Source organism: Kocuria sp. ICS0012, from assembly GCF_001665945.1.
GTDB classification, from domain to species: domain Bacteria; phylum Actinomycetota; class Actinomycetes; order Actinomycetales; family Micrococcaceae; genus Kocuria; species Kocuria marina.
The window spans coordinates 61,518-80,508 of sequence record NZ_LZMM01000046.1 but is presented as its reverse complement, the minus strand read 5'-3'; the positions used below and the strand labels follow the sequence as shown (position 1 = coordinate 80,508).

Sequence of the window (18,991 nt, the reverse complement as noted above, 5' to 3'; positions counted from 1 at the left end):
ATGGCCGCCCCGCACGACACCGCGCGGACCCCGTCCGCCGCCCCTGCGGCGTCCACCCGTCCCACCCAGGTGAACCAGCCGCCCGGGACACCCGCCCGGACGCTGCACCTCAACGCCTTCCTCTACGGGGCCGGCCACCACCAGGCCGCGTGGCGCGCACCGGGCTCCCCGGTGCACCGCCTCACGGACATCGCCTACTACGAGGAGCTCGCCCGGACTGCCGAACGCGGTCTGTTCGACGCGGTGTTCTTCGCGGACGGGCACAGCGTGGGTGACGTCTCCGGCGGGCCCCGCTGGAGCCTGGAACCCCTGACAGCGCTGTCCGCGATGGCGCGGGCCACCGAGCGCGTCGGCCTGGTGTGCACGGTGTCCACCACGTTCTTCACCCCGTTCCACGCGGCCAGGATGCTCGCGTCCTTGGACCACATCTCGGGCGGGCGAGCGGGGTGGAACGTGGTGACCTCCATGTGGGACTCCGAGGCCCGCAACCACGGCTACCGGGCCATGCCGACCAAGGATGAGCGCTACGAGCGCGCCCGCGAGTTCGTGGAGGTGGCCCGCGCCCTGTGGGCCAGCTGGGACGAGGACGCCGTCACCGCAGACCCGGAGGGCCGGTGGGCTGAGCCCTCCAAGCTGCACCGCCTGCACCACGAGGGCCGCCACTTCCTGGTGGATGGACCCCTCACGGTCCCGCGCTCCCCGCAGGGGGAACCGGTCCTCTTCCAAGCGGGTGCCTCCGGGCCCGGCAAGGCACTCGCGGCCGACTTTGCAGAGGGGATCTACGCCGTGGCCTACGACCTGCCCGCCGCGCAGGAGTACTACGCGGCGGTGAAGGCCGAAGTGGCCCGCGCCGGGCGTGATCCCGGTTCCGTGATCGTGATGCCCGGTCTGGTCACGTACGTGGGCCGCACGCACGAAGAGGCCCTCGAGAAGCAGGCCCGCGTGGACCGTTTGCTCCCTGTGGAGCAGTCGCTCGCACAGCTCTCCACGTTCGTGGAGCAGGACTGCGCGCAGTGGGACCTAGATGCGCCCGTGCCCACGCTGCCGCCCCTGGAGGAGTTCACCGGTCCGCAGGGCCGCTACGGCACCATCCTGCGGATCATCGAGGCCGAGCGCCCCACGGTCCGCCAATTGCTCGGCCGCCTCGCCGCCGGCGGGGGTCACTGCACGATGGTGGGCACCCCGGAGTCCATCGCGGATCGCATGCAGGAATGGTTCGACAACGCCGGCGCGGACGGCTTCAACCTCATGCCGCCCGTCCAGCCGGACTCCCTGGACGACTTCGTGGACCTCGTGGTCCCCGAACTCCAGCGCCGCGGCCTGTTCCGCACCGCGTACACCGCCACCACGCTGAGGGGTCACCTCACGCGGGGTTGAGGCCCCGCTGCGCAACCCCGCCACAGGACGACGACGCCGCCCCGCACGGTGGGCGGGGCGGCATCGTCGGTGGCGTCAGCGGCGTGGTCGCCGATCGGGAGGGTCCGGTCAGAGGAACGGGCGCAGCGGTACCAGGATCGTCTCGGCGACCCGGGCCATGGGGTGGCGATCGCGCCATTGGGGCGAGGACAGCTCCTCACAGTGCTCGCTGTCGGCGAGGAAGACCTTCTCCATCTCGGCCGCGAAATCCGAGTCCACGATCTCCACGTTGGTCTCGTAGTTGAACGAGAGGGAGAGCCGGTCGATGTTGGCGGTGCCCACGGTGGACCACTCGCCGTCGATCGTGGCGGTCTTGGCGTGGATCATGCAGGCGGCGTACAGCAAGATGGTGACCCCACCCTCCAACAACTGGCCGTAGAACCCGCGGGACACCCAGTCCGCCAGGATGTGGTTGGAGTCCTTGGGGACCATGATCCGCACATCCACCCCGCGAGCTGCCGCGTCCAGGAGGCAGTCCAGGATCTGCTGGTCGGGGATGAAGTAGGGCGTGTTCACCCAGATGTGGTGCTGCGCCCTGTTGATCGCGTTCATGTACATCTCGCGGATGGGGTACACGAGCTGGATGGGCAGGTTCGCGGAGACCCGCACCTCCGGGTCCCAATTCTTGGGCGCCACCCAGTCGATGGCGTGTTCCGGGTCCCGGTCCTCGTTCCACACGCTCGCGATGGAGCTGCGTAACCCCCATACCGCAGGCCCGATCTCCCGGATATGCGTGTCCCGCCACTGCCGGGAATAGAGAGAACCGAAGTTGTAGCCCCCCACGAAACCGATGTTGTCGTCCACCACCAGGATCTTGGAATGGTTGAAGCCCGAGAACCGCAGGGGCCCCTTCCAGAACGGGCGGCGCACCACCGGCATCCGGTACACGTGGACCCGGTCCGAGAAGTCGTAGAAGGAGGACGGGATCACGAGGTTCGCGAACCCGTCGTAGATGATGAACACCTCCACGCCCCGATCCGCGGCCCGGTTGAACGCGTCCAGGAAGCGCTGACCCGTCTCGTCGTTCTTCCAGATGAACGTCTCCATGTGGATGGAGTGCTGGGCGTTGTCGATGGCATCGAGCATGTCCTGGTACACCGCCTCACCCGACGTGTAGATGGTGATGTCCGAGTCCTGCACGTGCGCGTTGAACGTCCCGGGGTGCGGGGCGTCACGCTGCTGACGCCCGTGATGCTTCCACCAGTCGAGCCCGGCGAGCGAGGCGATCACCACGGCCTGCGCCCCCAGCAGGGCACCAGCACCCGCACCGGCCGCTTTCAGGAGGATACGGCGTTCTCTGATCTCGGCTAGCGCCCGCCTTGCGTCCATGACCTCACACTACTGCGGCGTCACATGGCGCGTCCCGGATCATGACCGGACCGGCCCTGGGAATTCACACCGCCCGTCCCGCGACCAGGGGCACTGAGGTGTTACGCGGCGGGAATCCGCCGAATGGTAATCCACCCCGTCCCATAAGCCCTCGTGGAAGGACGACCTCGTGGGCGACGCCGCCACACAGAACCCGGGCGCCGCCGCATCCGTGGCCCCGGACGTCACCGCGAGCGAGGCCAGCCAGGACGCGAACGAGGCGCAGGACCAGGCCGGCGAAGCCGTGGAGTCCGCTGCCCCGCAGGCCTGCGACAACACCGTCGGAACCGATCCGCTCGGTCCCTCGTACGAGAACCCGGTCCGTCGTCCGCCCGCGGTTTCCCAGCGTGGGCCGCGGCTCGCTACGGTGGACCCCATGAGAATCGCCACGTGGAACGTGAACTCCATCCGCGCCCGCGCCGACCGCATCGAGGCGTGGCTCGACCGCTCGGACGTGGATGTCCTGGCCATCCAGGAGACCAAGGCCAAGGACGAGAACTTCCCATGGGAGCTGTTCGAGTTCGCGGGCTACGAAGTGGCGCATTTCGGCGTGAATCAGTGGAACGGCGTCGCCATCGCGTCCCGCGTGGGGCTCAAGGACGTGGAGCGCACGTTCCCCGGTCAGCCCACGTTCGGCAAACCCGGCCAGGAACCCGCCCAGGAGGCGCGCGCGATCGCCGCCACGTGCGACGGCGTGCGGATCTGGTCCCTCTACGTGCCCAACGGTCGCGGCCTGGAGGACCCCCACATGCCGTACAAGCTCGAGTGGCTGCGCGTCCTGGAGGGCCACGCCGAACAGTGGCTGCAGGAGGACCCGCAGGCCCAGATCGCACTTGTGGGTGACTGGAACGTGGCCCCGCGTGACGAGGACGTGTGGGACATCCAGCTCTTCCGCGATGGCGGGTACACCCATGTGAGCGAACCCGAGCGCGCGGCCTTCAACGCGTTCATCGAGGACGCCGGGTTCCAGGACGTGGTCCGCGAGCGCCACCCCGGGCCGGGCGTGTACACGTACTGGGACTACACGCAGCTGCGCTTCCCCAAGAAGGAAGGCATGCGCATCGACTTCCAGCTGTGCTCCCCCGCGCTCGCGGCCCGTGTGCAGGACGCGTGGATCGATCGCGAGGAGCGCAAGGGCAAGGGCGCGTCCGACCACGCCCCGGTCGTCATCGAGATCGACTGAGCCATGCCTCTGATCAACGTGGGCAGCGCCTACCGCAGCATCACGGGCCCGCCCATGCGCTTCGCGCTGCGGATCTACGTGCCCCAGCAGGATCTCGACGCCGCCTACGCACCCGGCATCCCCCGCGCCCTGGACCCCTTTACCGCGGGCGTGCACGAACTTTCGGAGCAACTGGCCCGACTGTCCGACACCTCCCAGCCGTTGCTCCCGCCCGCCCGCGAGCCGCTGTGGACCATGCCGTTCTCCACCGCACCCGCCGGTTCGCGACGCCTGCCCGGACCCACCGGCGACTTCCCGGTCTTCCACCCCACGCAACGGCTGCGTCGATCCCTTCGCCTGTTCACGGCCGCGGAGAACGACGACAGCGCCCAGTTGCTGCCGCTACTCGTTCCGGAGAAGCAGGTCAGCGACGCTGCGAAGGCCACGTCCCGCGAGACGTTCGACCCCGTGTACACCCGTGAGTCCGCGTACGTGGTCCCGCTCGCGTGGTTCGCGGCCTTCGCCCCAGAGGACCACGTGACCTCCTACCACTCCGGGCACGAGGTGCACCGACTCATCGCCCCCGCGGACACCGCCGCGCGCCGGGTGATCCAGGCCGCCCAGACCGTGGAGGACGCCGCTCAGCAAGCCTCGGGGGGCGCTGACGAGCACGACCTCCCGGACGAGGCGCGCCAGGCTGCGGCGTTCGCGCAGGACCTCACCCGCCTGGGGCGGTGGCTGGGCGCGTTCAGCGCTGCCTCCGTGGTGAGCCTGGACTACGGGTCCATCGCGGATCGGCTCCAGCCGGACGAGAGCCCCCGGGACATGGCGGACGCCGTGGAACTGCTGCGCGAAGGGGATCTGGCGGCGGCCACCGCGGCGCTGCGCCGGATCTTCATGCGCTGGGCCCCGTTGGCCCACTTGCAGCAGGCGAACTGAGGCGGGGAGGGGCGGCGGGCCGTCGTCCGACGCATCCGCGCCAACCCATCCCTACGCTTTTACTCAGCTAAAGCAGCTCAGCGTCCGAAAATCTGCTTTAGCTGAGTAAAAGCGGGGGGACGTTCGGCGATGGGGGGCGCGGTGGCTACGAGGCCCCCGTGGGAGATGGGTAGCCTGGATCCCGTGACTTCCGACTCCTCAACGCACTCCGACCACCGCACCACGGCCCCCTCCGCCCGGTCCGACCAGACCGCCTCGGTCTCCACTGCCAGCGCCAGCGACACCAGTGCCCGTACCGCGACCGGCACCGAATGGTGGCGCGACGCCGTCATCTACCAGGTGTATCCCCGCTCCTTCAAGGACTCCAACGGGGACGGCATGGGGGACCTGGGCGGGGTCACCCAGAAGCTGCCATACCTCAAGCACCTGGGCGTGGACGCGGTGTGGCTCTCCCCGTTCTACCTCTCCCCGCAACACGACGCCGGGTACGACGTCGCGGACTACCGCACCGTGGATCCGCGCTTCGGTTCACTCGAGGACTTCGACCGGCTGCGGGAGGAAGCGCACCGGTTGGGCCTGAAGATCATCGTGGACCTGGTACCCAATCACACGTCCGAGGACCACGAGTGGTTCCGGGCCGCCCTGACCTCCGAGCCGGGCTCCCCGGAGCGGGACCGCTACATGTTCCGCGAGGGCAGGGGCGAGAACGGCGAGGAGCCGCCCAACAATTGGAAGTCCTTGTTCGGGGGCCGGGCGTGGACCCGGGTGCCGGACGGGCAGTGGTATCTTCACCTGTTCGATTCTTCCCAACCAGACCTCAACTGGGAGAACCCGGAGGTGTGGGAGGAGTTCCGGGCGATCCTGCGGTTCTGGCTGGACCGCGGGGCGGACGGTTTCCGGGTGGACGTGGCCCACGGCATGATCAAGGCCCCGGGCCTGCCGGACTGGGACGAGCAGGTCCACATGGTCGAGGGCACGGATGCCCAGGGCGCCCAGGACGAGCCCGACGGCCCCAGCAAGACCATGGACACCGGCCCCTACTTCGACCAGGACGGGGTGCACGAGATCTACCGGGACTGGCACACGGTGCTTCAGGAGTACCCCGGTGATCGCATGCTCGTGGTGGAGGCATGGGTGGGTCCCGCCGAGCGCCTGGCTCGCTATGTGCGCCCGGACGAGGCGCAGCAGGCCTTCAACTTCGACTTCCTGGTGGCCGGGTGGCATCGCGACCGCATGCGGGACACCATCGAGATCTCCCTGCGCGCCAATGCGGCCGTGGGCGCGCCGTCCACGTGGGTGCTCTCCAATCACGACACGGTCCGCCACGCCTCGCGCTACGGGTTGAGCTCCCGCACGGCCTACCCCAACGGGATCGGCGCGCAGGACGAGCAACCGCACGCCGGTCAGGGGCTGCGCCGGGCGCGCGCCGCCGCCCTCGTGGAGCTCTCCCTCCCGGGTTCCGCGTACATCTACCAGGGCGACGAGCTCGGTCTGCCGGAGCACACCGAGTTGCCGGATGCCGCGCGGCAGGACCCCACCTTCCATCGCACCGCGGGTTCGGAGCTGGGGCGCGACGGCGCTCGCGTCCCCCTGCCGTGGGCTCCCGTGGGTGACGGGCTGGGTTTCGGTCCGGATCCGTGGTTGCCGCAGCCCGAGTCCTTCGCTGGGATCACGGTGGACCACCAACTGGGTGACCCGCAGTCCACGCTCAACCTGTACCGCCGGGCTCTGGAACTCCGGCACGACCTGGAACTGGGCACGGCCGAGTTCGCGTGGCATTCTCTGAGCGAGGGTGACCAGGACGTCCTCGCCTACACCATGTCGTGCGGGACCGGCGAGACCGTGCTGGTGGCCGCGAACCTCGGGGAGAGCGAGATCGGTTTCGACGAGCTCTCTCGCGGTGAGCTGCTTCTGGCAAGTGGCCAGAACGCCGTGGTCAACGACCGGTTGAGCGTGGACAGCGCGGTCTGGCTGCGCCTGACGTGATCCCCGCGCCGAGGCTGACCCCCGTCCAAAGGGCAAAGCCCGGGGCGAATGGCAAAACGGATCTCGGCACGGACCTCGGGATCAGTGGCGCGGTGTGCTCGCGCAATTAGCCCGCAACCACGACTCGGCCGGCTCCAACGCCCGGTGGATCCGCACGGCCTCCGAGGGCTGGAGGGTGGCGTCGGCGTCGTCGAGGATGTCCCGGACGTCGTCGAACGCCGGACGCACCTCGGCGGGGAGCTTCCCACGGAGTCGGCTGACGGACTCAAGGGCCTGTTCCAGGGTGTCCTCGTTCGCGTCCTCGTCCTCGCTGCGATCGGTGAGGGGCAGCAGCTCCAGCCCGCTGTAGACCTCGGCCACGTCGAAGCACGTCTGGGTGTCCGCGGGGCTCGCGGACGGCGCGCGGGGCGCGGCGCTCGCGGACGGCGTGATGGGTGAGAGTTCGATCGTGGTGGTCTGGCCCTGCCGCGCGCCACACGCCGTGAGGAGCACGATGAGACCGGCCCCCGCCAGCAGTGCGCGCACTTGGTGATTCACAGCTGATCCTTCCGATCCGGCCACCCGGGTCCGTCCGATCCGGCGTCGGGTCCCGCTGCGACGACGACGCCTCTTACGGCCGTCCGCGCCGTCGGAACCCGCTGCGCTCGCTGACCCAGGGCTGCTGGACCGACGCAGCAGAACCGCGCAGTCCCTCCGCAGCGTCCGCGAACGGCCCACTCCACGCTAGGGTCCCAACCTCGGCGCACCCTGGAGGTCGGGTGCACGCCACCACCACGCGACCAACCCGCAGCAGTGCTGGTCGAAGATACTGCCCGGCCCATGCCGAGCTACTTCGAGGGACCCGCCCGGCGAACGTCGGGCCGCTCCGAGAAGCGGGCAGACGTGAAGAAACCCCCGCGTGTAGAAGCCACGCGGGGGTTCAGTGGCTCCGACCGGCGTCGATCCGGTGACCTTACGATTTTCAGTCGTACGCTCTACCAACTGAGCTACAGAGCCAGGCACGTTCCCGGGAGGCAACCTCCGGTGATATGCCGCAACGGCGCGAAAAGTTTCCTTTTCATCGCCGCCTGAGCGACCCTGACGGGACTTGAACCCGCGACCTCCGCCGTGACAGGGCGGCGCGCTAACCAACTGCGCTACAGGGCCTTGATTGTTTCCAACGAGTAAATATCCTACCAGGACGAACGACTCACTGTGCAAATCGCTCACCCCGCGGTACCTCGCACGGGAAAACGTACCCCCAACGGGATTCGAACCCGTGCCGCCGCCGTGAAAGGGCGGTGTCCTAGGCCGCTAGACGATGGGGGCCAGAACGCCGTCCGAGCATCACCAGCGGCAATATCGGACGATGGACCGTGAGTAGCTTAGAGGCAAACGGCTCGGTTGCACAAACCCGCGCGGTGCCCCGCCGGGCCCGCGCACGCCGCGGAACGGCGGGGATGGCACCCCGGGGGCGGCACCCCGATGGGGCACATCGTGTTCGACACCAGGCGTCGGCACCGAGCAGCGGCGCCGCCTCGATTCAGATCGCGACGTCCGGTCTGTCCGAGAGTCGCGGGTCCCGGATGCACGGCACAATCATGGCCGGCCCGGCACTGTTGTGCAGCACCCCTTGGGACGTGGAGCCCAACAGCATGCCAGCGAATCCGCCGCGACCGCGGGTCCCCGTGACCACCAGTTGGTTCTGGGCCGAACGTTCCACGAGGACGTGGATGGGGGATCCGTCCACGAGCTCGCCGGTGATGTCCAGGTTCGGGAAGTGCCCGCGCAGCCACCGCACGCCGGCGTCGATCGCGGCCTGGATCTCCCCGCGCAGGTTGTCGAAGTCCACGGGCGAGGGCAGCCACGCGGAGGATCCGGAGTCCGACGGCGCGGCGCACACCACGGTCAGCGGCACACCGAGCTGTTCGGCCTCCTCCGCGGCCCACAGCATCGCGGAACTCGCCTGTTGGGAACCATCCGAGCCCACGGTCACACCGTCCACGAACGCCTGACGGCGGCTCACGTTCTCGTGCAGTTGGTACTCCCTGCCCCACTGAAGGGGGATGATGCCCACGGGGCAGTGCGCGTGGGCGGGCACCGCGGTGGACACCGAACCCAGCAGGCGGCCGATCAACCCGCCCCGACCGCGGGAACCCAGGACCAGCAACTGTGCGTCCTCGCTCAGTTCGAGCAACACGTCGGAAGGGTCCCCGGCCTGGACGGTGGACCGGACGTCCACGTCCAATTCGGCCACGCGGCGTCGTGCCTCGCCCGCGAGGTCCTCCACGGCACGGTTCATGGCGGTGTCGTCGAACGCCGCGTACCCCACGTCGAACGTGGACCCGCCGAACATGGGCACGGAGTAGGCAGTGACCATGTGGAGGGGCGCGCCGCGCCGCCGGGCCTCACGAGCGGCCCAGTGCAGGGCGCCCATGCTCTGCTCGGAGCCGTCCACGCCCACGACGATCTCGGCCTCACGTGCGTTCATGGTGCTCCCTCCCTGGGCAGGATGTCCTGGTGCCAGCCTAGTCGTGTGCTCCCCCACACCGCGGAGGCGGTGAGATGATGGACGAGCCCCGGGGCGTGCTCCACGCAGCGCGTCCCGGAGGACGACATCGAGGGGCCGAGCCCCCGGAACGGAGGCGAGCCATGAGCGCAAGAGCCGAGCACCCCACCATGGCGGCGCAGGTCAGGGGCGGCACGTGGCGGTCGTGGGGCGGCAACCTTACCTTCAAGCCGGCCGTGACCGTGCGCCCCACGGACTCAGACCAGGTGCTGCAGGTTCTCCAGGAGGCCGCCTCGCAGGGCGTGGCGGTGCGCCCGGCCGGGTCCGGGCACAGCTGCTCCCCTCTGGTCCCCACCGGGGGCGTGCTGCTGGACACCTCGGCGCTCAAGGGTCTGGTGTCCGTGGACGAGGACCACCAGCGGGTCACGGTGTTTGCCGGGACCACGCTGCAGGAGCTGAACCTGGCCCTGGAGCAGCACGGGCTGGCGCTGGCCAACCTGCCCGACTCCACGCACATGAGCGTGGGCGGAGCACTGGCCACGGGCACCCACGGCACGGGGCTGGGCCAGCCATCGCTGGGCGGGCAGGTGGTCGGGCTGAGCCTCGCAACCCCGGGGGGCGAGCTGATCTCCTGCTCCGAGACCCACCGCCCCGAGCTGCTCGACGCCGCCCGGGTGAACCTGGGCGTGCTGGGCGTGGTGGTCTCCGTGACGTTCCAATGCGTCAACGCGTTCCGGCTGCACTGCGCCGAGTTCCGCGAGCCGATCGGATCCCTGCTGGACACCATGCAGGAGCGGATGTCCGCCGCGGACCACTTCGAGTTCTCGTGGATGCCGGGCACCACCGTAGCCCACACCCGTATCCTGAGCCGGTTGCACCGCCTCCCGGACACCTACACGCGCCCCGCCTCGCTCATCTCCCGGGCGCTGCGACGCACGGACGACGCCGTCCTGCGCACCTCCCTGACCGCCGGGCTGGGCCGCGTAGGGAACCTGATCCCGCGTGCGGTGAGCCGGCTCAACCGGATCGAGTCCCTCGCGGAGAGCTCCCGGCGCTACACGGACGTGTCCTACCGCGTGTTCACGGTGGCCCGCCCGGTGCGCTACGTGGCCGCCGAGTACGCCCTACCGCTGGAGGCCACCGCCTCCGCGGTGCGCGAACTGCGCACCCTGGTGGACGCGCACGTGTACGACCTCGCGTTCCCCATGACCGTGCGCTGCTCCCCGCCGGACCAGGGGCACCTCTCCCCCGCGGGAGGCCGATACACGGGGTGGATCAACCTGCGCCAGTACGGCCGGCGACCCAGCCAGACCTTCCTCACCGCCGCCGAGCAGATCCTTGTGGACCACGGCGGCCGCCCCCACTGGGGCACACTGCACACCCGCACCGCCGAGGAACTCGCGCCCCTCTACACACAGTGGGACGAGTTCCTCACTCTGCGCGCCGCCATGGACCCCCAGGGCACCCTGCTCAACCCCCACCTCCGGAGGCTGCTGGGACTCTAATGCCCGCTCGTTCCGCCCCTGCGCGGAGCCTTCACCGCTTAGAGCAGACCGTCGGCTTCGAGGAGCGGACGGACGCCCTCGCCGAACCAGTAGGCCTCCTCGAGGCACGGGTATCCGGAGAGCACGAACTCGTCGATGCCCGCGGCAACATACTCCGCCATGAGGTCGGCCACCTCCCGGTGGGACCCCACCATGGCCGTCCCCGCTCCACCACGCAGTAGGCCCACTCCTGCCCACAGGCCGGGGTGGACCTGCAACTTGGTCGCGGAACCACCGTGCAGATCCAGCATCCGGCGCTGCCCCTCGGACTCGGAACGGCGCAGCGCTTCCTGCTGCTCCTGGATCATCCGTTCGTCCACGCCCGCGAGCATGCCCTCGGCCACCGCCCATGCCTGAGCCGACGTCTCCCGCGAAATGGTGTGCAGACGGATGCCAAAGCGCACGTCGCGTCCGCGTGCCCTGGCGAGTTCACGGATCCGGTCGATCTTCTCCTTTGCCTGTTGCGGTGGTTCGCCCCACGTGAGGAAGACATCCGCGTGTTCCGCAGCCACGGTGGCCGCAGCTGCGGAGGAACCCCCGAAGTACACCTGCGGACGGGGCGCAGGCGGGAAGTCCAGCCTGGCCTGCTCCACGGCGAGGTGCTCACCTCGGTAGTCGAAGGGTGGCTCGTGATCCCACAGACGGGACACGATGTCCAGGAACTCTCCGGTCCGAGCGTAGCGACCGTCTTTGTCCAAGAAGTCCCCGAAGGCGCGCTGCTCGGTGGACTCCCCGCCGGCCACCACGTTGACGTTGAGCCGTCCCCCCGTGAGGTCCTGGTACGTGGCCGCCATCTGGGCCGCCAGGGTGGGGGACATGGCTCCGGGACGCAACGCCACGAGGAACTTGAGTCTTTCCGTGTGCTGGGAGATGGCGGCCGTGGTCAACCAAGCGTCCTGGCACCACAAGCCCGTGGGCGAGAGCACGGATTCGAAACCGTTGTATTCCGCCGCCTGCGCCACCTGCACCAGATAGGGCAGACGCGGCCCACGCAGGGTCTCCGTGGCCTGAATCCTCGCCCCGTGCCCTCCGCCCACGATGCCGCGGGAATCCGACGCGGTAGGGAGGAACCAGTGGAGGGACATCGGGGCCATGGGAAACACTCCTGTCGTAACTGTCCGGTCCAGGCCACGCTACGACTGACGGAGCTGAGGCTCACGCGTCACGTCACTCAAGGACACACAACCGATCCCACCCCGCGCCTGGGCAGGCGTCGACCCAAGGGCGTGCAGGGGAGGACGACCCGATGGGCGCTACTGCTGGACAGCTCCGCGGGAGACCGCCACCATCTCGTCCCGCTCCACGACCTTGACGCGCTCGCGGGGGTTGCCTTCGGCGTCATGGGAGGACTGCCCCAGGCTCTGTTCGTACTCGTCCAGCACAAGCCAGCCATCCCACGTGGTGTACTGCACGCCCTTGTCCTCGAGCAGTTCCACCACGGCCTCGAGCTGCGGGTGATCCGGATCCGCGAGGGACGCGCGGTCCTCCATGATGTGGTTCACGGTCTCGAGGGCGTCCGACTTGGTGGCCCCGATCAGACCCACGGGGCCGCGCTTGATCCAGCCCGTGGCGTACACGCCGGGAACCGGGGAACCGTCTGCCTCGATCACGCGGCCCTCCTCGTTGAGGATCACACCGCGTTCGGGATCGAACGGCAGCTCGGGCAGGGGCGAGCCCAGGTACCCGATCGCGTGGTAGACGGCCTGCACGGGGAACTCGGTGTACTCGCCCGTGCCGGTCACGGAGGCGTCCCCGTTGAGCCGGGTACGTTCCATGCGGATGGCGCGGACCTTGCCGTTCTCGTCCCCGAGGATCTCGTCCGGGGTCTGCAGGAAGTGCAGGTGCAGGCGGCGGGACGCCGTCTTGGGGGAATCATCCTCGCGCCACTTCTGCAGCGTCTTCATCATGACCTTGATCTGGTTGTTCTCGGCCATGGCCTTCTCGGAGGCCTCGTCGAACTGGAAGTCGTCGTCGTAGACCACGATGTCCACGTCACGGGACTTAGCGAGCTCACGCAGTTCGAGCGGCGTGAACTTGATCTGGGCCGGACCGCGGCGGCCGAAGATGTGCACGTCCGTGACCGGGGACTTGCGCAGCCCCTGGTACACATTGCCCGGGATCTCGGTCACGAGCATGTCCTCGGCGTGCTTGGACAGCACGCGAGCCACGTCCAGGGCCACGTTGCCGTTGCCGATCACCGCGATCTCCTTGGCCTCGAGCGGCCACGTGCGCGGGTAGTCGGGGTGGCCGTCGTACCACGCCACGAAACGGGCGGCGCCGTAGGAGCCGTCCAGGTCCGCGCCGGGGATCTGCAGCGGCGCGTCGTTGACCGCACCCGTGGCGAAGATCACGGCGTCGTAGTGGGTCAGGAACTCCCCGAGGGTGATGTCCTTGCCGTACTCCACGTTGCCGAAGAACCGGATGTCACCGCGGTCCAGGATGGAACGCAGCGCCGTGATGATGCCCTTGATCCGGGGGTGGTCCGGGGCCACGCCGTAGCGGATGAGCCCGAACGGGGTGGGGTAACGGTCGAACAGATCCACGCTGACCTCGAGCTCACCCTCACGGACCGCCTCGGTCTTGGTGAGCATGTCCGCGGCGTAGATGCCGGCCGGGCCTGCGCCGATCACGGCCACGCGCAGCGGACGTTGGGTGTTGGAAGTTGTCACGGAATTCCTTTCGACGCGCACGCGTGTCTCACGTGCTTGCAGGGACTTGGATCAACGGTAGTGAACGCGGGTCAGTCTTGCCTAACCACGCGGAGGAGCTCGCGTGGCCGCCCGCACCACATGCGCGCCCCGCCCTGCGGAACCGGCGGGGCAGCACGGTACGCGGGCGGCGGCGTCGTAGTATTTCTACACAAACATCCCCCACCCGTCCCGTTCGGCGCCCGAACGCGCCCACCCGTGAGGATCCCTATGTCGTCATCCACCCCGCCCGCTCAGCGCAGCGAGCCCCGAGGCAGGCTGGACCGCTTCTTCTCCATCACCCGGCGCGGTTCCACTGTGGGCCGGGAGGTCCGCGGTGGCGTGGCCACGTTCATCGCCATGAGCTACATCGTGGTGCTCAACCCGCTGGTACTCGGCTACGGCCAGGACGCGGCGGGCAACACCCTGGGTGGCGCGCGGGTGGCCGCCGTGACGGCCCTGGTGGCCGGCGTGATGACCATCGTCATGGGCGTGTGGGCCCGGTCCCCGTTCGGCATGGCCGCGGGGCTGGGCGTCAACGCGTTCCTCGCCGTCACCATCGCCACCAACCCAGGGCTCACGTGGCCCGAGGTGATGGGCCTGGTGATCTGGGCCGGCGTGATCATGGTGGTGCTGGTGCTCACCGGCTTCCGCACCGCCGTGTTCAACGCGGTGCCGGCGTCGCTGAAGACGGCCATCGTGGTGGGCATCGGACTGTTCATCGCCCTGATCGGCTTCGTCAACGCCGGGTTCGTGCGCCGCATGCCGGACGCCGCCGGGACCACCGTGCCCGTGCAGCTGGGCAGCGGGGGCCAGCTCTTCGGGTGGCCCACTCTGACCTTCGTGGTGGGGCTGCTGCTGACCGTGGCGCTGATGGTGCGCAATGTGAAGGGCGGAATCCTGATCTCGGTGGTGCTCACCACCGTTCTGGCGCACGTGCTGGAGGCGGTGGCACCCTCGGGATCCTCCACCGAGAACGCGCACGGCTGGTCGCTCGTGGTGCCCGCCACTCCGGACGGGTTCTTCGGCCTCCCGGACCTCTCCCTGATCGGCTCGGCGGCGCCCCTGGAGGCGTTCCAGCAGCTCGGGGCGATCTCCTGCCTGCTGCTGATCTTCACCATCCTGCTGTCCGTGTTCTTCGACGCGATGGGCACGATGGTCGGGCTCTCCCAGCAGGCCGGTCTTGTGGCCGAGGACGGCCAGATCGAGCACGTAGACCGTGTGCTGCTCGTGGACGCGCTGGGTGCCGTTGCCGGCGGCGCCGGGTCCGCGTCCTCCAACCAGATCTTCGTGGAGTCCTCCACGGGGATCGCCGACGGCGCCCGCACGGGTCTCGCGAACGTCGTCACGGGCGCATTGTTCCTGGCTGCGATGTTCCTGACGCCGCTGGTCAGCCTGGTCCCGTTCGAGGCGGTGGCCCCCGCCATGGTCGTCGTGGGCTTCCTGATGGCCCGCAACGTCGTCGACATCGACTGGCAAGACTGGGGCGTGGCCGTGCCCTCTTTCCTCACCTTCGCCGTCATGCCGTTCACCTACTCCATCGCGGACGGCATCGGTGCGGGCTTCGTCTCCTATGTCTTCATCCGTCTCGTCCAGGGCCGCGCAAAGGACATCCACCCGCTGATGTATGTGGTGGCGCTGGCCTTCGTGATGTTCTTCGGCGTGGGCGTCATTGAGGGCTGGGCGGCCTGACGCCCGTTCCCTGACGACGACGGCGCTACGCGGCGTCGTCTCCGCCCGTCACCGGCCCCTCGGGCACCGGGTCCGCCGGCTTGTCGTGCCACGGCTGGGTGCCGGCGGCCAGTTCGCGGCACCACGCGGTGTCCTTGTACTGGGCCGGCAGGGAACCGCCGAGCAGCTCGCGGGCCAGCGCGGCGGCGTCGGCGGAACCGGCCGCGGGCAGGGCGGCGCGGGAGGCCGCGAGCACCACGTTGCCGTAGCGGCGGCCCTTGAGCATCGCGGGATCCGCGACGGCGGCCACGTGCTCGAAGACCTCGAGCAACGCGGCGATCTCCGCGCGTGTGCCCTTGAGGTTGCGAGTGTCCCCCACGTTCAGCACGTAGATCCCGTCCGGGGAGAGCACCCGGTCCACGTGCCGGGTGAACTCCACCGTGCGCAGGTGTCCCGGGGTCTGCTCCCCCGCGAAGACGTCCCGCAGCACGACGTCGCGCGAGTCCTCCGTGAGTGTCTCCGTGACCTCCCGGGCCTCGCCCGCGCGGATTCGCAGCAGCGGTGCGCGGGGCAGATCGAGCCATTCGCGCACGAGGCGCGTGAGAGCGGCGTCGAACTCCACGACCACCTGCCGCGCTTGCGGGTAGCGCCATGCGAGGTAGCGGGCCATGGAACACGCGCCCCCGCCCAGGTGCAGGACCCGCAGCGAGGTGGGGTTCAGATGCGTGCTCACGTGCTCCTCGACCACGGTGGAGAACCAGCGCATGTACTCGAACTCGAGCTGGTCCGGGCGGTCCGGGACGATGTGCGAGGACGGCACCCCGTTCACGCGCAGCAACCACGCTCCCGGCACGTAGGGATCCCGCTGCAGTTCCACGGTCCCGGTGTCCGTGGTCCAGGTGCGCTCCACGAGCCCCGGAGCATCCGACGACGACGCCGCGCCACCCGCTTCCGTGCCCTTCTTCCGGTTCTTCCTGCTCACCTGTGTGACGTCACCCGCGTGCTCGTCCGCTCGTGCTCACCCGCGCGCTCGCCGCTGGACACGCACAGGGTGGGGAGGCCGCTACTTGTCACCGGTCGTGATCCCGCGCCGCTCCTGGGACCTACCGAGCTCGTGGGTGTGCAGGGCGGACTCGAGGCGCTCCACCTTGCCCGCGAGCTCACCGGTGTGCCCCGGGCGGATGTCCGCCTTGAGCACGAGGGACACACGCGGGCCGTAATCGGCCACCGCGGCCGTGGCTTCCTTGACCACGGCCATGCACTCGTCCCACTCACCCTCGATGGTGGTGAACATGGAATCTGTGCGGTTGGGCAGCCCGGACTCGCGCACCACGTGCACCGCCGCGGCCACCGCGTCGTGGACGGAGGCGTCCGGGTTGTCCCCGCCGCTGGGGGAAACTGAGAAGGCAACCAACATGGATCCAGTCTCGCACCGGTGTCGGGCGAGCGCGACCCCCGCCACAATGTGTTCCCTCGGCGTCGGCCCCGAGGCCCGCACACCGCCTGTTCATGCGATTTTCGTACGAAACCAGCCCGGTGGGACGACTCGTGGCCGGGGGTGGGTTCCCTAGACTGGGACGTACAGCCAGTCGACCGTGAGGGAGTTCGTTCCATGACGCAGGGCATCTACATCTCCGCGATGACACCGCTGAGCGGCAAGACGCTGGTGGCACTGGGGCTCACGGACACCATGTTCAAGCGCACGGACGCCCTGGGCTTCTTCCGCCCGGTTTTCGACGGCACCTCCCCCGAGGAGGATCCCGTGCTGCAGCTGATGAAGCGCACCTTCGACCTCCCGGACTCCCGGTGCCGGGGCGCGGTGTCCCTGGAGCGCTGCCGTGAGATCCTCGCCTCCGGTGAGCACGATGACCTCGACTCCGCCGCCATGGCCGTGTACTCCGAGATGGCGCTGGAGTGCGATGTGATCGTCGTTGACGGCACCGACCTGCTGGCCCACAACGCGGTCACCGCCGAGTTCGACCTCAACGCCCGCCTGGCCAACAACATGGGGTGCAGTGTGGCCGCGGTGATCGGAGCCCACGAGTCCGGGCGTGTGAAGGACGTGCTCAACGCGATCGACGTGACCCGCACTGAGCTGCGCCAGGCCGGGTGCGACATCTACGCCGTGATCGTCAACCGCGCGGACCCGGAGCAGGCGGAGCAGATCCGCCGGGAGGCCAAGCCCGGCAACCACAACCTCCCCGCGTACGTGATCCCGGAGATCCCCGCGATCTCGAACCCCACCGTCGCCGAGCTCGTGGATGCCCAGGGCTACGGCACGGACTTCAACTCCACGTCCCTGGACCGCGACATCAAGGCCGTGAAGGTGGCCGCGATGACCGCCGGGAACTTCCTGGACCAGATTGCGGACGGGGACCTGGTGATCACCCCCGGGGACCGGACGGACGTGGTCTCGGCAACCCTGGCGTCGTCGTTGGCGCCCACGCTGCCGGTGCCCGCCGGGATGCTGCTGACCGGAGGCTTCCGGCCCGCCGGCGCGGTGGGCTCGCTGCTGGGCGCGGCTCCATTCCCCGTGCTGACCGCCGAGCAGGACACCTTCACCACCGCGCAGGCCGTGGCCGGCACGCGCGGCACCCTGGCCGGCGCGCACTCCCGCAAGATCGCCGCCGCGCGCGGCGCGTGGGCGGAGCACGTGGACAGCGACGAGCTCTCGGGGCGGCTCACCCTGCCGCGGCCCGTGCGGCGCACCCCCCTGCGGTTCCTGCACGAGCTCGTGGAGTCCGCGCGGGCGGACCGCAAGCGGATCGTACTGCCCGAGGGAGACGACCCCCGCATCCTGCGCGCCGCGGAGCTCATCCACCGGCGCAACTTCTGCGACCTCACCGTGCTGGGCGATCCCGAGACGGTCCGATCGCTCGCGCAGTCCGAGGGCATCGAGCTCGACTTCGACGCCGACGGCCTGGACCTCGTGGACTTCCAGCACGACGACGCCCTGCGCGAGAAGTACGCGGACGAGTACGTGCGGCTGCGCTCCCACAAGGGCGTGAGCACGGGGCAAGCGCTCGAGCGCATGATGGACGGTTCCTACTTCGGGACCATGATGGTGCAGATGGGGGACGTGGACGGAATGGTCTCCGGCGCCGCACACACCACCGCGAACACCATCCGCCCGGCCCTCGAGTTTGTGAAGACCCGGGAGGGCGTGAACATCGTCTCCTCGGTGTTCTTCATGCTGCTCGCAGACCGCGTGCTCGTCTACGGCGACTGCGCTGTGAACCCCAACCCGGACGAGCAGCAGCTCGCGGACATCGCCCTGGCCTCCGCGCAGACCGCCCGGGAGTTCGGAGTGGAGCCGCGCGTGGCCATGCTCTCCTACTCCACCGGCGGGTCCGGTTCCGGGGAGGACGTGGAGCGGGTGCGCGCGGCCACCGAGCTCGTGCGCGCCGCGAACCCGGACTTCGAGGTGGAGGGCCCCATCCAGTACGACGCTGCCGTAGACGCCTCGATAGCCAGGTCCAAGCTGCCGGGCTCGCACGTCGCGGGGCAGGCCACCGTGTTCGTGTTCCCGGACCTGAACACGGGCAACAACACGTACAAGGCCGTGCAGCAGTCGGCGGGCGCGGTGGCCGTGGGGCCCGTGCTCCAGGGACTGCGCAAACCCGTGAACGACCTCTCGCGCGGGTGCACCGTGGACGACATCGTCAACACGGTCGCGATCACCGCGATCCAAGCACAAACGCTGTGACGACACGGCGGCCCCGCGCGCGGG

At 69.3% G+C, this 18,991-nt stretch carries 14 protein-coding genes and 3 tRNA genes; 7 read left to right on the top strand and 10 right to left on the bottom strand.

The window, feature by feature from the left end:
• Positions 1-1,377 carry an LLM class flavin-dependent oxidoreductase gene (locus tag A5728_RS07565; protein WP_231885558.1) on the top strand — a complete coding sequence of 459 codons (1,377 nt, stop codon included), beginning with the start codon at positions 1-3 and terminating at the stop codon, positions 1,375-1,377.
• A gap of 108 nt (positions 1,378-1,485) precedes the next feature.
• Here the strand turns inward: A5728_RS07565 and A5728_RS07560 are convergent, their stop codons facing one another.
• On the bottom strand, positions 1,486-2,745 hold the full coding sequence (locus A5728_RS07560) for a phosphatidylserine/phosphatidylglycerophosphate/cardiolipin synthase family protein (RefSeq protein ID WP_064846460.1): 1,260 nt from the start codon (positions 2,743-2,745) through the stop codon (positions 1,486-1,488).
• Between the two features lie 415 nt (positions 2,746-3,160).
• Here A5728_RS07560 and A5728_RS07555 point away from each other — a divergent pair, with 415 nt between their 5' ends.
• From A5728_RS07555 to A5728_RS07545, 3 genes are all read left to right on the top strand, one after another.
• On the top strand, positions 3,161-3,967 hold the full coding sequence (locus A5728_RS07555) for an exodeoxyribonuclease III (protein WP_064846570.1): 807 nt from the start codon (positions 3,161-3,163) through the stop codon (positions 3,965-3,967).
• Between the two features lie 3 nt (positions 3,968-3,970).
• Positions 3,971-4,885, top strand: coding sequence for a hypothetical protein (locus tag A5728_RS07550; RefSeq protein WP_064846459.1), 915 nt, complete (start codon positions 3,971-3,973; stop codon positions 4,883-4,885).
• A 183-nt stretch (positions 4,886-5,068) separates the two neighbouring features.
• Positions 5,069-6,871: a glycoside hydrolase family 13 protein gene (locus A5728_RS07545; protein ID WP_369795621.1), complete on the top strand. Its 1,803-nt coding sequence runs from the start codon at positions 5,069-5,071 to the stop codon at positions 6,869-6,871.
• Between the two features lie 81 nt (positions 6,872-6,952).
• Here A5728_RS07545 and A5728_RS07540 read toward each other — a convergent pair whose 3' ends face one another.
• The 5 genes from A5728_RS07540 to A5728_RS07520 form a co-directional block, all read right to left on the bottom strand.
• Complete coding sequence (locus A5728_RS07540) at positions 6,953-7,408, bottom strand: hypothetical protein (RefSeq protein ID WP_082943317.1); 456 nt, start codon at positions 7,406-7,408, stop codon at positions 6,953-6,955.
• 386 nt (positions 7,409-7,794) lie between these two features.
• Positions 7,795-7,867 (bottom strand) — tRNA-Phe (locus A5728_RS07535).
• Between the two features lie 76 nt (positions 7,868-7,943).
• Positions 7,944-8,017 (bottom strand) — tRNA-Asp (locus A5728_RS07530).
• Positions 8,018-8,106: 89 nt separating this feature from the next.
• Positions 8,107-8,179 (bottom strand) — tRNA-Glu (locus A5728_RS07525).
• 214 nt (positions 8,180-8,393) lie between these two features.
• Complete coding sequence (locus A5728_RS07520) at positions 8,394-9,341, bottom strand: universal stress protein (RefSeq protein ID WP_064846457.1); 948 nt, start codon at positions 9,339-9,341, stop codon at positions 8,394-8,396.
• A 161-nt stretch (positions 9,342-9,502) separates the two neighbouring features.
• On the opposite strand from A5728_RS07520, the gene A5728_RS07515 reads away from it, so the two are divergent.
• Positions 9,503-10,864 (top strand): D-arabinono-1,4-lactone oxidase, encoded by a 1,362-nt coding sequence (locus tag A5728_RS07515; protein ID WP_231885557.1) that lies wholly within the window; start codon positions 9,503-9,505, stop codon positions 10,862-10,864.
• Between the two features lie 38 nt (positions 10,865-10,902).
• On the opposite strand, the gene A5728_RS07510 is transcribed toward A5728_RS07515, so the two are convergent.
• Positions 10,903-11,997 carry an LLM class flavin-dependent oxidoreductase gene (locus A5728_RS07510; protein WP_064846455.1) on the bottom strand — a complete coding sequence of 365 codons (1,095 nt, stop codon included), beginning with the start codon at positions 11,995-11,997 and terminating at the stop codon, positions 10,903-10,905.
• 159 nt (positions 11,998-12,156) lie between these two features.
• Complete coding sequence (locus A5728_RS07505) at positions 12,157-13,572, bottom strand: FAD-dependent oxidoreductase (RefSeq protein ID WP_098053573.1); 1,416 nt, start codon at positions 13,570-13,572, stop codon at positions 12,157-12,159.
• A 249-nt stretch (positions 13,573-13,821) separates the two neighbouring features.
• Between A5728_RS07505 and A5728_RS07500 the strand changes: the two genes are divergently transcribed.
• Complete coding sequence (locus A5728_RS07500; protein ID WP_197493123.1) at positions 13,822-15,282, top strand: NCS2 family permease; 1,461 nt, start codon at positions 13,822-13,824, stop codon at positions 15,280-15,282.
• A gap of 25 nt (positions 15,283-15,307) precedes the next feature.
• Here A5728_RS07500 and A5728_RS07495 read toward each other — a convergent pair whose 3' ends face one another.
• Positions 15,308-16,243 (bottom strand): spermidine synthase, encoded by a 936-nt coding sequence (locus A5728_RS07495; protein WP_064846452.1) that lies wholly within the window; start codon positions 16,241-16,243, stop codon positions 15,308-15,310.
• Positions 16,244-16,324: 81 nt separating this feature from the next.
• On the bottom strand, positions 16,325-16,678 hold the full coding sequence (locus A5728_RS07490; protein WP_064846451.1) for a thiamine-binding protein: 354 nt from the start codon (positions 16,676-16,678) through the stop codon (positions 16,325-16,327).
• A 195-nt stretch (positions 16,679-16,873) separates the two neighbouring features.
• On the opposite strand from A5728_RS07490, the gene pta reads away from it, so the two are divergent.
• Complete coding sequence (gene pta / locus A5728_RS07485; protein ID WP_064846450.1) at positions 16,874-18,967, top strand: phosphate acetyltransferase; 2,094 nt, start codon at positions 16,874-16,876, stop codon at positions 18,965-18,967.
• Positions 18,968-18,991: the final 24 nt, after the last annotated feature.

Excerpts from the sequence above, each read along its gene's own strand:
- A5728_RS07565 (WP_231885558.1), top strand. The coding sequence starts at position 1 with ATGGCCGCCCCGCACGACACCGCGCGGACCCCGTCCGCCGCCCCTGCG.
- A5728_RS07560 (WP_064846460.1), bottom strand. The coding sequence starts at position 2,745 with ATGGACGCAAGGCGGGCGCTAGCCGAGATCAGAGAACGCCGTATCCTC.
- A5728_RS07555 (WP_064846570.1), top strand. The coding sequence starts at position 3,161 with ATGAGAATCGCCACGTGGAACGTGAACTCCATCCGCGCCCGCGCCGAC.
- A5728_RS07550 (WP_064846459.1), top strand. The coding sequence starts at position 3,971 with ATGCCTCTGATCAACGTGGGCAGCGCCTACCGCAGCATCACGGGCCCG.
- A5728_RS07520 (WP_064846457.1), bottom strand. The coding sequence starts at position 9,341 with ATGAACGCACGTGAGGCCGAGATCGTCGTGGGCGTGGACGGCTCCGAG.
- A5728_RS07515 (WP_231885557.1), top strand. The coding sequence starts at position 9,503 with ATGAGCGCAAGAGCCGAGCACCCCACCATGGCGGCGCAGGTCAGGGGC.
- A5728_RS07510 (WP_064846455.1), bottom strand. The coding sequence starts at position 11,997 with ATGGCCCCGATGTCCCTCCACTGGTTCCTCCCTACCGCGTCGGATTCC.
- A5728_RS07500 (WP_197493123.1), top strand. The coding sequence starts at position 13,822 with ATGTCGTCATCCACCCCGCCCGCTCAGCGCAGCGAGCCCCGAGGCAGG.
- A5728_RS07490 (WP_064846451.1), bottom strand. The coding sequence starts at position 16,678 with ATGTTGGTTGCCTTCTCAGTTTCCCCCAGCGGCGGGGACAACCCGGAC.
- pta (WP_064846450.1), top strand. The coding sequence starts at position 16,874 with ATGACGCAGGGCATCTACATCTCCGCGATGACACCGCTGAGCGGCAAG.